8 protein-coding genes are annotated in these 13655 nt (G+C 61.4%); all 8 read right to left on the reverse strand.

Going from position 1 to position 13655, the window contains the following annotated elements; genetic code table 11:
• Positions 1-317: 317 nt before the first annotated feature.
• The 8 genes from ACTO5E_RS03490 to ACTO5E_RS03525 all read right to left on the reverse strand — a co-directional run bounded on the left by ACTO5E_RS03490 (position 318) and on the right by ACTO5E_RS03525 (position 13107).
• Positions 318-776 carry a GNAT family N-acetyltransferase gene (locus ACTO5E_RS03490; protein WP_482301607.1) on the reverse strand — a complete coding sequence of 153 codons (459 nt, stop codon included), beginning with the start codon at positions 774-776 and terminating at the stop codon, positions 318-320.
• A gap of 17 nt (positions 777-793) precedes the next feature.
• The gene (murG, locus tag ACTO5E_RS03495; RefSeq protein ID WP_482301609.1) at positions 794-1921 is read right to left on the reverse strand and encodes an undecaprenyldiphospho-muramoylpentapeptide beta-N-acetylglucosaminyltransferase; all 1128 of its coding nucleotides are present in this window, start codon (positions 1919-1921) and stop codon (positions 794-796) included.
• Positions 1922-2550: 629 nt separating this feature from the next.
• A complete protein-coding gene (locus ACTO5E_RS03500; protein ID WP_482301610.1) occupies positions 2551-3732 on the reverse strand; it encodes an FtsW/RodA/SpoVE family cell cycle protein in 1182 nt (393 codons plus the stop codon).
• A 903-nt stretch (positions 3733-4635) separates the two neighbouring features.
• The gene (gene hisG, locus ACTO5E_RS03505) at positions 4636-5271 is read right to left on the reverse strand and encodes an ATP phosphoribosyltransferase (protein ID WP_482301612.1); all 636 of its coding nucleotides are present in this window, start codon (positions 5269-5271) and stop codon (positions 4636-4638) included.
• Positions 5268-6473 (reverse strand): ATP phosphoribosyltransferase regulatory subunit, encoded by a 1206-nt coding sequence (gene hisZ, locus ACTO5E_RS03510; RefSeq protein WP_482301614.1) that lies wholly within the window; start codon positions 6471-6473, stop codon positions 5268-5270. Before hisZ ends, hisG begins: the two co-directional genes overlap by 4 nt.
• 107 nt (positions 6474-6580) lie before the next feature.
• Entirely contained in the window at positions 6581-7597 is a 1017-nt protein-coding gene (locus ACTO5E_RS03515) for a S66 family peptidase (protein ID WP_482301615.1), read from the reverse strand.
• A gap of 524 nt (positions 7598-8121) precedes the next feature.
• Positions 8122-12459, reverse strand: a complete 4338-nt coding sequence (locus ACTO5E_RS03520) for a PolC-type DNA polymerase III (protein ID WP_482301616.1) — start codon at positions 12457-12459, stop codon at positions 8122-8124.
• A 30-nt stretch (positions 12460-12489) separates the two neighbouring features.
• On the reverse strand, positions 12490-13107 hold the full coding sequence (locus ACTO5E_RS03525) for a histidine phosphatase family protein (protein ID WP_482301618.1): 618 nt from the start codon (positions 13105-13107) through the stop codon (positions 12490-12492).
• Between the last annotated feature and the right edge of the window lie 548 nt (positions 13108-13655).

A 13655-nucleotide genomic window follows, 5' to 3' on the forward strand; every position in this document is an offset into this window, starting at 1 on the left:
ATGGGGGGAGTGTCCCATTCGCAGATTTTATATAGAGGTCCTGTCTGGGTCTCCGTTCCGGGAACTCCGGATAAATGGGTAATTACAGGGGACTTCCCCTATCAATCAGTCCCGTTATAAAATGCGCGAAAGGACACTCCCCCCATGGGCTTGCCCTTGACCTACCAGGGCGTGCTCACACAAGGGTTCGCGGGCGTCTTTTCGGCGGATTTTTGCCGTCCTCCAAAGCCTTGGGCCGCTAAGCGTTCTCGAGAGATGCCGCCTGCAACGAGGAAGCCACCCCCAACAAGCAAGCCTCTCACACCCCGCCCCACGCCCTAAAGCAAACCCGTCTCCTTGCGGTACACCCGAACCGGCTCCTCGCCGGCATTCGCCATGCACAGGAACGCCCAGCCGTACCGCTCATAGAATGAGGTATGGCTCGTCACCAGGTACAGGGCGTTCACCCCCAGCGCGGCCATGTCCCCGCACACATGGCCCAGCAGCTTGCCCGCAATGCCCTGCCCCCGCCAGGGCTCGTCCACATACACTGCGCACACATTGGGGGCCAGGTCCGGCCGGTCGTGAAAGTCGTTCTCAATCACCCCCAGCCCGCCCACCATGCGCGCCCCCTCCATGGCCCCATACCACTGGGGTACTGGCCCGGCTCCGTACAGGCATTGGGCCATGCTCTCCCGATAGGCCTCCTCCGGCACGCCGAAGGTGTGGGGGAACCACCCGGCCATGGTCTCAAGCAGCCCGGGCTCCTGGCGCAGGGCCGCGATTCTTATGCTCATGCTCTCTCCCTTCCGGCTCACGCCTTTTCTCCGTTGGCGGCTTTTTTCAGCTCCCGGTAGATGCGCTCGTTGGCGTCGACAATCTCCATTTTCCCCGCGTTCTCCCCCAGGCTCCGCAGCCGCTCCGGGTCAGAGAGCAGCTTCTCCACCTTTCGCCACAGCTTTTCTCCGGTCAGGTCCTTTTCCTCAATGATCTCCGCCGCCCCCCGGCGCACCAAAGCCATGGCGTTGTGAAACTGGTGGTTTTCCGCCACATTGGGGGAGGGCACCAGAATAGAGGCCTTGGCCTTGGCCTCAATCTCTGTCAGGGTCATGGCCCCTGCCCGGCCAATCACCAGGTCCGCCGCAGAAAGGCACTGGGGCATGTTGTCAATGTACTCCAAAAGACGGATGTGGGGGGTCTCGTCTATGTTCAACCCCAACGCCCGCACCTCCTCCAAAAAGGCCGGGTCGTGGCTGCCGTAGCCGTGGATGTGCTGGTATTTCCCCGTTTTCGCGCTTTCGGCCAGCATAAAGGCAGCGGCCCGGTTCAGGGCCGAGGCCCCCAGGCTCCCCCCAAAGGACAGCACCAGAGGGCGGCTGTCCAGGCCCAGGGCCTTGCGGGAGGCCTCACGCTCCGCCGCCAGCACCTCGCCCCGCACCGGATTGCCTGTGACCACGCAGTTGACCTTGCCGCTGAAATAGCTTTTGGCATCGGGCACAGCCAGCAGCAGGGCCTTCACCGACTTGGCCAGCATTTTTGTGGTAACGCCCGGGTAGGCGTTGGACTCGTGAATGACGCAGGGCACCCCCATGCGGGCGGCCTCCCACACCACCGGGCCGCTGACATAGCCGCCGGTGCCCACGCACAGGTCCGGGGCAAAGTCCTTGATGATTTTTCTGGTCTCGGCGGCAGCGGCAAACATGCGCCCCACTGTCTGAAAATTCCGCTTGATATTCTGGGGGGTCAGCCTGCGCTGAAAGCCGGAGATGGTGATAAAGGCCATGTCGTACCCGGCCCGCTGCACCAGCCGCTCCTCCATGCCCCCCCGGTTGCCTACATAAAGAATCCGGGTATCCGGCTCCTTTTGCTTGAGATATCCGGCCACAGCCAAAGCCGGGTTGATGTGCCCCGCCGTGCCCCCGCCGGTAAACAGTACCTTCATAAAAATCTCCAACCTCTCTTATGCTTTGGCCCCCAGGGCAGCGTGGCTGCCCCAGCGGCCCAGTCTCTCCGCCGCAGAAAAGCCCGCCTCCCCGGGGGCTCTGTCTTGCGCCCCACAGCCCAGGGTGAGGTAGAACGCCCCACCTACACCCGCAGCTGCCGAAGCTCCGCCTCTGTTTGCGGGGCGAAGCTGTCTGTCAGAAAGAACAACTTCTGGCTTCGACCCCTGAAAGAGCTGGCGGTACAGGGGGCTGCTTCTCATTCTCGGTAAAGCAGTGTCGCGGCTTCACTGACACGGCCCTGCTCTCCGGGAAAGGGTGTGTCAAAATGGAAGCCGCAAATCCGGGCCGCGTCCCGGGGCTTCTCCTTCAGCCGCTCCGGCATACCGGGGGCGGGTCAATGCCAGCCGCCCGGGCCCAGGGTGTGTGCGACAAGCCGCACCCGGCTCAAGCCCGGTCCCGCAGCTCAGGTCCAGAATTCCGGCCCCCACTCCTTGGGCAGTTACCGGCTGCAAAGGAGGAAAACGCCCCGGCGCAGCCCATCTTATGGGGGTTGACGCTCCTCACCGTCCCATGCAGGCGGCGGTCAAAAAACGTCCATTCTTTCTGCTATTCAGACTGCAGCCCCTCTCTACGTCCTCTCCACGGTGGCGCTGCGGGAGATGTTCAGCAGAATGCCCATCTGGCCCAGCAGCATCACCAGCGAGGTGCCCCCCGCGCTGAAAAAGGGCAGGCTGATGCCGGTGTTGGGGATGGTGTTGGTCACCACGCAGATGTTTAGCACCGCCTGCAGGCCAACCTGAAAAATCAGCCCCAGCCCCAGCATGGTCCCGAACCGGTCTCGGGCGTGAAGGGACACATATACCCCCCGCCACACCAGCAGCGCAAAGAGAATCATAATCACCAGGGCCCCCACCATGCCCAGCTCCTCGCAGACAATGGCGAAAATAAAGTCGTTCTGGGGCTTGGGCAGGTACATGTATTTCTGCCGGGACTGGCCCAGCCCCACCCCGAAAATGCCTCCCGACCCAATGGCATACAGCGACTGCTTGATCTGCCAGGTGTCGTTGCTGTCCGGCCCTGTGGACTTCTCCCCGAAGGGGTCCAGCCACCCGGCCACCCGGTCCATCTGGTACACGCCGCCCTCGCCGCTCTCGTCCTTGCCCCCCAGCAGCAGATAAGCTCCCAGCAGCAGCGCCAGCGCTATGCCGCCAATGACAAACCACCGGGGCTTGGTTCCGCCCACAAACATCATAATGGCTCCCAGGGCCAGAATGATCAGCGTGCCCGACATGTGGTTCTCCAAAAACACCAGCGCCGCGAACATCCCCAGCACCCCCACAAAGGGCAGCACCCCATACCGGAAGGTGTCCATTTTGTCCGCGTAAATGGAGATCATGTGGGCGAACAGCAGAATCAGCGCAAACTTGGCAATCTCCGAGGGCTGGAACTGGACGCCCAGATTCAGCCAGCGGTAGGCCACGCCCTCGCTGGGGGCAATGGACTGGATGCCCAGCACCCGGCCGAAAATCAGCACCATCAGCAGCATGATGACCGTGACGCCTGTTACCAGCAGGGCCAGCTTGTGGTAGTGGTGGTAGTCCACTGCCGAGGCGGCCAGCATCACCGCCACCCCAAAGGCCGCAAACCCCGCCTGACGGGAGATATAGTAATAGCTGTTGCCCTCGCGGTAATAGCTGTCGGCATAGCTGGCAGAGAACAGCATCACCAGGCCAATGGCCAGCAGCACCATCACAAACACGAACAGGGGCATATCCATCCCGCTGCCCAGGCTGAACAGGGCGAACTTCATCTTTCTCCGGCGGGGCGTCCGGCGGCGCGTTCTCTGGGGCAACTCCCGAGATGACCCCCGAGATGAATCTCGAGATTCATCTCGCGGGCGTTCCGGCACCCGGCTCAGGCCTCTGGCGGTTCTTCCCGCGGCTGGCATAGGCGTTCACTCCTTTCGGGTCGGCTTTTTTATGGGCTCTTTGGGGCTTGTGACCTTGTTATTTTGCACCGCGCGGGGGAAATTCCACACCTGGCAGAATTTTCTTTTTTTTGACAGCTGACGCTTCTGCTCTGCAAAAAGGTTTTTTATATGTGGGCTTATCCTTTGGCGGGCGATTGACCCGTGTAGAGCTTCCTCACACGGCGTTTGGCGTGGGTTCTACCGTCGGGGGCTCTTTCTTCGCAAGCTTCGCTTGCTCAGGCGGCCCCCGAGGCCAGCGGCAGCGTCCCACCCCGCCCGCCCCCAACGCTTAGGGCTTTAAGGGCATTGTCGAATGTCCGCTTCGCTCCCATTCGATAAGAAACCCCCGGCGAGGGGTGAGCGTCTGCCGGTGGCAGACAAGCTGCGAACCGACCGAGGCAAAGCCGAGACTCTTACGAGAAATGTCCCACTGGGACATTTCTCTATCTTCCTGCGCTTTCGGAGGTGTTTTAAGGTCAAGGTCAAGGCCGCCTCCGGCGGCTTAAGAAACTTTCTGTAGAAAGTTTCTTAAGAATCTTCAAAGACTTTCAATTCGCGCACCCACCGCGCGAGGACAAATAACTTCCCATCCCGCGATACCAGCTCTACCACCAAAGTCACACAAAAGCGCCCTAAAAAAAGCCCCGCTGATCATCAGCCACCCCCAAACCGCGACCATCAACCCAGCTGTTCGCACCCCCGCAGCGTTGGCGTGCCAACGCGCCCCGCGAATTGGGTCCAGCGTCACGCTGGCGATATAAGGTGTTGCTCTAGGGTTGATGCCAGGGCTTCAATTTCTTCCTTTCGCAGCTTCAGGCTGGCCGCGTTCACAATCAGCCGCGCCGAAACCTCGGCCACCGGCTCTACCACCGCCAACCCGTTCTCCCGCAGGGTCGCCCCGGTCTCCACCAGGTCTACAATCCCATCTGCCAGCCCCAGCAGCGGCGCCAGCTCCACCGAGCCCTCAATCTTGATCACCCGCACATCCATGTCCTTGCTCTCAAAAAAACGCCGGGCTACATTAGGGTACTTGGTGGCAATGGTCTTCCCCTGATATCCCCCGTAAAAATCCGCTCCCGCCGGCGCCGCCAGCGCAAACCCGCAGCGCCCGAAGCGAAGGTCCAGTATCTCAAAAAACTGGCCCCCCCGCTCCATAATCACGTCCTTGCCCACCACCCCCAGGTCGCACACCCCGTGCTCCAAATAGGTGATCACATCCTGGGCCTTGGCCAGCACCGCCTCCAGGCCTCCGCCCACTGGCAGAATCAGCCGCCGGCCCTTGTCCCGCAAAGCCGAGCAGTCCAGCCCCGCCCGCTCCATCAACTCTGCGGTGGACTTTTCCAGCCGCCCCTTTGTCAACGCGATTCGCAGCGGCCTCATACCCGAGCCCCTCTCTCCACAACAATTTCTTCTGTCGACTGCCCTACCCGCAGCACCCGAGGAATGCCCCCCCGCGCCGCATATTGTATGGCCTCCTCCAAGCTCTCCCACACCGAGCCCTCGCAGGGAACCCCCTGGCCGGTCAGCCGCAAAAGGGCCTGCTGGGCCTCGGTTTCAAACCCCGGCTCTCCGTGGACCAGCACCTGTGCCGGCTCCTCCGGGGGCAGCTGGGGCAGCAGCAGCTGAGCCGCCGCGTCCAGGTCCATGGCAAAGCCCGCCGCGGGCATCTCCGGTCCAAACCTGCCGCAAAGCCCGTCGTACCGGCCCCCGGTGAGCACCGCCCCCCCCTGCTCGTGTACATACCCGCTGAACACCACCCCGGTGTAATAGTCGTTGCGCTGCACCAACCCCAGGTCCGCCATCAGCCGGCCGCCCAGCCCCAGCTTTTTCAGGGACATGTACAGCGACCGGAGATACTCCAAGGTCTCCCGGGCAGGGCCGTCCAGCCCCAGGCCTTCCGCCTGGTCAAAGACCTCCTCCCCCCCAAACATCCGGGGCAGCAGCCGGACCGCCCGGGCCTCCGGGCTGTCTCCCAAGGGGTCCAGCAGCTCGCCCAGGGCCCCATAGTTTTTGGCCTCTATGGTCGACCGGATCTCCTCCCGGAGGCCGGGAGCCATTGCCAGCCGGCCCGCCAGCAGACGGAACAGCCCCCCATGACCCAGCTCCAGCCGGAAGTCCCCGGCCACAGCCCGCAGGGCCTCCACCGCTGTGCAGATGACCTCCAGGTCTGCCCGAAGCCCCCCGGCCCCCAGCAGCTCCACGCCCATCTGCGCCGCCTCATGCCCCCGGCCCGACAACGCCGGCCAGCTGCGGTACACGCTCTGCCCGTAGTATAGCCGGATGGGCCGGCGGTGGCTTTGCAGCCGGGCCGCAGCCATGCGGGCCATGGGCAGGGTGGAGTCTGGCCGGAACACCAGCAGCCGCCCCGCGCTGTCCACCGCCTTATACATTTCCTGCTGGGGGATGGCCGCCCCCGGCAGATTGAACACGTCGTAATATTCCAGCCCGGGGGTCATGGCCTCCCGGTAGCCCCGGCGGGTGAACAGCTCCCTCAGCCGCCGTCTGGCCTCCCCCAGGGCGCGGCACTCCTCAAAAAGCACGTCCCGCACGCCCTCGGGGGTAAGCTTTGTATAATTTCTCATGTCGACCTGCTCCCAAATAATTTACTGTGCTGCTATAATAAACTATTTCGGTTCATTTGTCAAGCGATTTATCAAATTAACATATCACAGTAATAAAATATTGTGGTTCAGACTGCCCCACTCTCCAAAATCGTCAAGCTGCCCTCTGTACAGTCCAACGCCGCCATTGCCCCCACCGGCAGAACCGTCATAGGCGTCCGGTGGCCGAAGTCCACGCCGGAAAGTACCGGCAAATCCTCCCGGTGTACTTCATGCTTCAATACCTTTAAGAGCACTTCCCTATCCTCATTGCCCATAGCGGGGGTAATGATTCCGGCGCATAACTCCAATGCCCCGCAAGCCGCCAGGGCCCGCCAGCCGTGGAGCGCGGCAAGGGCGCTGTTATAGGGGGAGAGGTTCTCCATAAATAGTATGCTCCCCTCCCAAAGCTCCCGGCCCGGGAACACCTCTGTGCCCATGATCTGCTGCAAGGGGCCCATGCAGCCGCCTATCAGCCTTCCGCAGACCCTACCGCTGCCCTGCACCACCTGATAGCCAGTGTTCTCCTGCCAGGGAATCTCGCTCTCCGGCAAATCCCGCCACTCAATGGGGGTGAACCTTCCGCAAGGCTCCACCCGGCCAATGGCCTCCCCGGAGAACAGGGCCCGCTCTATGGCGGCTTTGGTGTAGGCGTCCAGGCTCCCGGGCTGGGCGATGGGGGTCAGCAGGCTGGGGCCGTAATAGCTCATCACCCCCGCGTGGGCAAACACCATACAGGTGGTGGTGATGTCGGAGAAGCCCATATAGATTTTGGGGTGTGAGCGGATAAGCTCATAGTCAATGTAAGGCAGCAGCCGGTAGGAGTCGTCCCCGCCCATGTTGGCGATAATGCCCTTGACAGAGGGGTTTTCCAAAGCCCAGTGCAAATCCTCGGCCCGGGCCTGAGGGTTCTCGTAAAGGTACTTGGCGCCGCGGAGAGCGTGAGGGGTTTCCACCACGTGGAGGGCAAAGTCTTCTTCCAGGCGTTTTTTGCCCAGCTCATAACGCCAGAGCAGGTCAGGGTCACCGGCGCGGCCGCCGGAAATGGAGATGGCGGCAATGGTGTCGCCGGGACGAAGGGAATGGGGCTTGATAAAAGATTTCATGGAATGGCCTCCTGAAAAAATAATATTAAGATAAAGCCCAGCTGAGGGCAAAATCGGAAGTTTTCGTCCACCTTTTTCAAAAGGTGGCAGGGTGTGGGACAGAGTCCCACGACCTTAGCCCTTGACCTTAAATCGCGTGAGCAAACGCAGGAGGGTAGGAAAACGTCTCAGTGGGACGTTCCCTCGTCGGGGGGTGAGCGTGTGCCAGTGGCACGCAAGCTGCGAACCGACCGAGCCGGCAGCCGAGACCCCTGGCGGCTGGCGACCTTGCCAGCCGCAGCCTCCCTCAACCTAACTCGCAGAACCCGTCAGCCAGCGGAGCCGGCCGAACGCAGTGAGGAAGTGCTCCGCCCGCAGGCGGCATCTTCCGGGAACGCCTAGCCCCCCAACGCTGGTGCGGTACGCCCGCCTCTCTCCGAAAGCTAGGAAAGCCCGGCTTTCCTAGCTTTCGGAATCTTGCTGTGTACTGCGGCTTGGGGGCAAGCCCCCCTGGACCCCGGCCGGGGCTCCCCGTCAGGTTTTCTCTAAAACAGCGTTATCTGGCTGCTCTCCGGCAGCTCCTTCAGCGCTCCCACGCTCCGCAGGGTATCTATCACTGCTGTGGACACCTTTGCCCGGCTCTGCAAATCATCCACCGAAATGTACTCCCCGCCGCTTTCCCTGGCCTGGGCCAAGCTCTCCGCCGCTGACTCGCCCACGCCCTTCAGGCTGGAAAAGGGCAGCCGTATTTTCCCATCCTCCACCAGAAACTGGGTGGCCGACGACCGGTACAGGTCCACGCCGCGCAGCTCAATCCCCCGGGCCATCATCTCGTTGATGATTTGCAGGGTGTCAAACTCCGCCTCCTCCTTGGCGCTGGCCTCCCGGTTCTTGATTTTCTGGTCCAGGTTCCGCATCCGGTTCGCCACCTGGTCCCGGCCTCCCAAAGCCGTGGCCCCGTCAAAGTCGTCGCTGCGCACCGTGAAATAGGCCGCGTAGAACTCAATGGGCCTGTGCACCTTGTACCAGCCCAGACGCAGGGCGGCAATCATGTAGGCCGCCGCATGGGCCTTGGGGAACATGTACTTGATTTTAAAGCAGCTGTCAATATACCATTGGGGGACATTGTGGTCCTTCATGGCCGCAATATGCTCCTGGGTCAGCAGCTTGCCCGCCTTGCCCTTTCGCACAATCTCCATAATCTTAAAGGACATTTTCGGGTCCATCCCCTTGTTCAGCAGGTACACCATAATCTGGTCGCGGGTGCCGATGACCTCTGAAATGGTGCAGGTTCCGTCCCGAATCAGCTCCTGGGCATTCCCCAGCCACACATCCGTGCCGTGAGACAGCCCCGAAATCTGCAAAAAGTCGGAGAACCGGGTGGGCTTGCACTCCTCCAGCATACCCCGCACAAAGGGGGTCCCCAGCTCCGGCAGAGAGAGGGTGCCGGTCTTCACCCCTCCAATGTCCTCGGGGGTAATGCCCAAAGCCGCCGGCGAGCTGAACAGGCTCATCACCTCCGGGTCGCTCATGCTCACCTTCATCACCGGTATGCCGGTGTACTCCTCCAAATAGTGGTAGATGGTGGGCACATCATGTCCCAGCTCGTCCAGCTTGCACACATTGTCGTGAATAGAGTGGAAGTCAAAGTGGGTGGTGATGTTGGGGGACTTCCGGTCATTGGCCGGGTGCTGCACCGGGCAGAAGTCGTAAACCTCCATGCTGCGGGGGACAACGATCATGCCCCCAGGGTGCTGGCCTGTGGTGCGCTTAACCCCTGTGCAGCCCAGAGCCAGCCGCTTCTCCTCCGCCTTGTGCAGGGTGCGCTCCCGCTCCTCGGCGTAGCTTTTCACATAGCCGTAGGCGGTCTTCTCCGCCACCGTGGAGATGGTCCCGGCCTTAAACACATTGTCCCGGCCAAACAGCACCTCCGTGTACCGGTGGGCCCCGCTCTGATACTCTCCGGAAAAGTTCAGGTCAATATCCGGCACCTTGTCCCCGTCAAAGCCCAGAAAGGTCTCAAAGGGGATGGTATGCCCGTCCCGGTCCATCAGCTCCCCGCATTGGGGACAGTTTTTAGGGGGCAGGTCAAAGCCCGAGTCAAAGCTGCCGTCGGTGATAAACTCGCTGTACCTGCAGTGGGGGCAGACATAGTGGGGCTCCAGGGGGTTCACCTCTGAGATGCCCGACATGCTCGCCACAAAGGAGGACCCCACCGACCCCCGGGACCCCACCAGATAGCCGTGCTCCTCGCTGTCCGCCACCAGCTTCTGGGCGGTCATGTACAGCACCGAAAACCCGTGCTTGATGATGGAGTTCAGCTCCTTGTTCAGCCTGGCCTCCACAATCTCCGGCAAAGGGTCTCCATACCGCTCCTTGGCCCGCCGCCAGGTAATCTCCACCAGCTGCTCCTGGGCCCCCTCGATAAAGGGCGGGAAATTGCCCATGGGCACCGGCCGGATATGGTCCACCATGTCCGCGATTTTGTTGGGGTTGGTTACCACCACCTCAAAGGCCTTCTCCTTGCCCAGGTATTCAAATTCCTTCAGCATCTCCGCCGTGGTGCGCATATAAAGGGGCGCCTGCTGGTCTCCATCGGTGAAATTCTTCATAATCACCCGCCGGAAATCCGCGTCCTTGGGGTCCTTGAAGTGCACATCGCCGGTGGCCACCACAGGCTTGCCCAGCTTTTCGCCAATGCGCACAATGGTGCGGTTATACTCCCGCAGACCCTCCTCGTCCGTGTCCCCGTTGCGCACCATAAACATATTGTTGCCAATGGGCTGTATTTCCAGGTAGTCGTAGAAGGCCGCGATTTTGCACAGGCTCTCAAAGCTCTCCCCGTCCACCATGGCCCGGAACAGCTCCCCCGCCTCGCAGGCGCTGCCGATGATCAGCCCCTCCCGGTGCTTCATCAGCAGGCTTTTGGGGGTGCGGGGCCGCTTGTTGAAGTATTCCAGATGCCCGGCGGAGATGAGCCGGTACAGATTCTTCAGCCCGGTGTGGTTCTTCACCAGAATGATCTGGTGGTAGCTGCGCAGCTTTTTGGGGTCGCCCCCAGCCAGGGCCGCGTTCACCTGGGCCGCGGTCTCAGCCCCCTGGTCCTCCCGCAGCCGCCGGACCAGGTTGACGAAGATCTCCCCCAACACCGCCGCGTCGTCGTCTGCCCGGTGGTGGTTAAAGTCTCCCAGCTTCAGATACCGGGCCACAGTGTCCAGCTTGCAGTCCTTGATATCCTTGAGAAGCGAGCGGCACATAGGCACCGTGTCAATATAGGGGGCCTCAAAGGGAACGCCCGACCGGGCCCCTGCCGCCCGGAGAAACCCGGTGTCAAACCCCGCGTTATGAGCCACCAGCACAGGGGCCTCCCCGCAGAAGCGGTAGAACATTTCCAGGGCCTCCGCCTCCTTGGGGGCCCCCTGCACCATGCTGTCGGTAATACCGGTCAACTGGGTGATTTTGGCCGGAATGGGCCGCTCCGGGTCCACAAAGGTGTCAAAATGCTCCAAAACCTGACCGTTTTTCACCCGCACCGCGCCGATCTCCGTGATCCGGTCCTTTTTGGGGGACAGTCCCGTGGTCTCCAAATCAAAGCAGATAAACTCGCCGGTAAGGGGGCGCTCTGTGGCCCCGGTGACAGCAGGGACCAGGTCGTTGACAAAATAGGCCTCTACCCCGTAGATGACCTTAAAGTCCGGGTCCTCCTTACGGATGGCCTCCTCAGCCAGCATGGCCTCGGGGAAAGCCTGGGCCACCCCGTGGTCCGTGATGGCAATGGCCTTCTGCCCCCATTTGTGGGCCTGGGCCACCAGCTCCCCGGCAGGGGTAATGGCGTCCATGTCAGACATGCTGGTGTGCAGGTGCAGCTCCACCCGCTTTTCCAGGGCGTTGTCCACCACCCGCACCTGGTCCACCGTGGCAATGGCTCTGGGGCGCATCACGTTTTCCCGGTCGTACTTGTCATATTCCAGGTTGCCCCGCACCAGCAGAGACTGCCCCTTTTTCAGCTTGTCCAGCTCCTTGCACTGGCTGGCGTCCTGGATGATTTTCAGGGTGGTGGAGCCTGTGTAGTCGGTGATGTCAATGGAATAGATTTTTCGGCTCTTGTCCCGGGTCTCCTTGCTCTCCAGGTCGAATATCTCCCCCCACACCACGGCAGTTCCCAGCTCCAGGCTCAGGCTGCTCAGGGGGACCGGCTTGTTTTTGGGCGCCGGCCCCAGCAGGGGGCGGGCGCTGTCCAGCAAAACCTGGGGCATCAGGCTCTCCCCCTCCCGGACCTCTACCGTGCGCTTGGCATTCTGGTCTGCCATGGCCTCCTCATACTCCTCCAGCTCCCGCACCACAGCCTCCCGCTGACGAAGGACCTCCTCCCGGTGCGCCTGCTCCACCAGAGAGCCGTCGCCCTCCTTCACCGCCAGCTTGCCCCCAAACCGCACCGTGCACTGCACCCCAAACCACCGGGAGATGAGGGCCTCCATCTGCCCGGCGGTGCCGTGGGCCTTCAGCAGCTCATAGCCCCCGTGAGCCAGGGCCACAGTCAGGCAGTTTTTGGTGGGGTCCAGCTGGGCGGCGGCCCCCCGCAGGCTGCCGTTGAGGGTGGCGTCCTCCTCCTTCAGCGCAGCCGCCAGAGAGTCCAGCCGCTCCGGCGAAAAGCTCTCCGCCGGGAACCGGGGCAGCAGCTGCACCCGGCGCAGGGCACTACCGGCCAGGGCCTTGGCCAGCTGCTGTAGATGAGGGTACTCTACAAACTGAGAAAACCGGGCGAAGACCTCCATGCTGCGGTCTCCCCGGTTTATGCCGATCTGCTCCAGCTCCCCCGCTAAAACCTCCGGCGGAAAGGACCTGCCCTTGAGCTCCTTGTCAAAAAAATCTCCGATGGTCATGTGGCTCCCCTTCCTGCCGTGCCCGGCCTGTTAGTCTTGGATGTACGATAAGTCCCCCACGCAGGTGATGCGGCGCATGCCGCTCTCCTCAAAGCGGCTGAACCGGCCCACCGACCCGGCCTTGCCCTGGATGCCGCAGCTGTTCATGGCCTCCGGCGGCAGGCCCAGCCACAGAATATTCCACACGCCCAAGGCCCCGCCATGGGACACTAGGACCACAATATCCTCTGTGGCTTCTACCGCCTCTTCATATATCTTGTAGATACGCTGGTAGAGCTCCCGCTTGGTCTCCATGCCGGGCAGAGGGCGTTGGTCCGCCAGATACCCGGCGTTTTCCCGGTGCTCCCGATACCAGGCCTTTGACTTCCCTTCCATCAGCGGACCGCCGTTGCGCTCCCGCAGCTCCTGGCGGTACGCCACGTCAAGACCCAGCACATTTGCCAAAGGCGCGGCAGTTTGAGCGGCTCTTTTCAGGTCAGATGAATAAATTTTCACGGACTTGCCCCGTAGCTCTTTGCCCAAACGCTCCCCCAGCCGCTGGGCCTGGGCATGGCCCAGCTCGGTCAGCTCCCAGTCGTTCCAGCCGCCCATCATACCGTTGACATGTTGCTGGGACTGGCAGTGCTGAATGGTGATGATCTCTTTCACTTGCCGGCGCCTCCCTCGTTCATCGTTTAGTTACAGTTCAGACACAATTCAGTTACGGTTTCGGCATGGTTTTTTGACGCTTTGGGCCTAAAAATCGTCAAAAAAAGAACATTTTGCAGGCCTTTTTTGCAATAAAAGCAGCGTGAAGGGCCTCTTTTTACAGATGCGGCTGTCGCGCAAAACAATTTATAAAGTATTTATAAACATTTGCGGCGTTATGGTAGGATGGGGGATGGATTTTCATTTTCTGCGAGTATGACAATGGGACGGTTCGCGCTTGAGCCTGTTTTGACCTGCGGCGTTAAGGCTGTCTCCGGCGGTTGCGTTCGCATCGTGAGCTCAGGGGCTTCTGTCTTGAAAACCCACCTGAGTTCTGTCCTGGACCGGGGGTTTCGCGCCTTTCTGCGAGAATGAAACTGGGGCGGTTCGCGCTTGAGCCTGTTTTGGCCTGCGGCGTTAAGGCTGTCTCCGGCGGTTGCGTTCGCATCGTGAGCTCAGGGGCTTCTGTCTTGAAAACCCACCTGAGTTCTGTCCTGGACCGGGGGTTT

This window comes from Acutalibacter sp. (assembly GCF_056800975.1).

Excerpts from the sequence above, each read along its gene's own strand:
- hisZ (WP_482301614.1), bottom strand. The coding sequence starts at position 6,473 with ATGAGAAATTATACAAAGCTTACCCCCGAGGGCGTGCGGGACGTGCTT.
- ACTO5E_RS03520 (WP_482301616.1), bottom strand. The coding sequence starts at position 12,459 with ATGACCATCGGAGATTTTTTTGACAAGGAGCTCAAGGGCAGGTCCTTT.
- ACTO5E_RS03515 (WP_482301615.1), bottom strand. The coding sequence starts at position 7,597 with ATGAAATCTTTTATCAAGCCCCATTCCCTTCGTCCCGGCGACACCATT.
- hisG (WP_482301612.1), bottom strand. The coding sequence starts at position 5,271 with ATGAGGCCGCTGCGAATCGCGTTGACAAAGGGGCGGCTGGAAAAGTCC.
- ACTO5E_RS03500 (WP_482301610.1), bottom strand. The coding sequence starts at position 3,732 with ATGAAGTTCGCCCTGTTCAGCCTGGGCAGCGGGATGGATATGCCCCTG.
- ACTO5E_RS03490 (WP_482301607.1), bottom strand. The coding sequence starts at position 776 with ATGAGCATAAGAATCGCGGCCCTGCGCCAGGAGCCCGGGCTGCTTGAG.
- murG (WP_482301609.1), bottom strand. The coding sequence starts at position 1,921 with ATGAAGGTACTGTTTACCGGCGGGGGCACGGCGGGGCACATCAACCCG.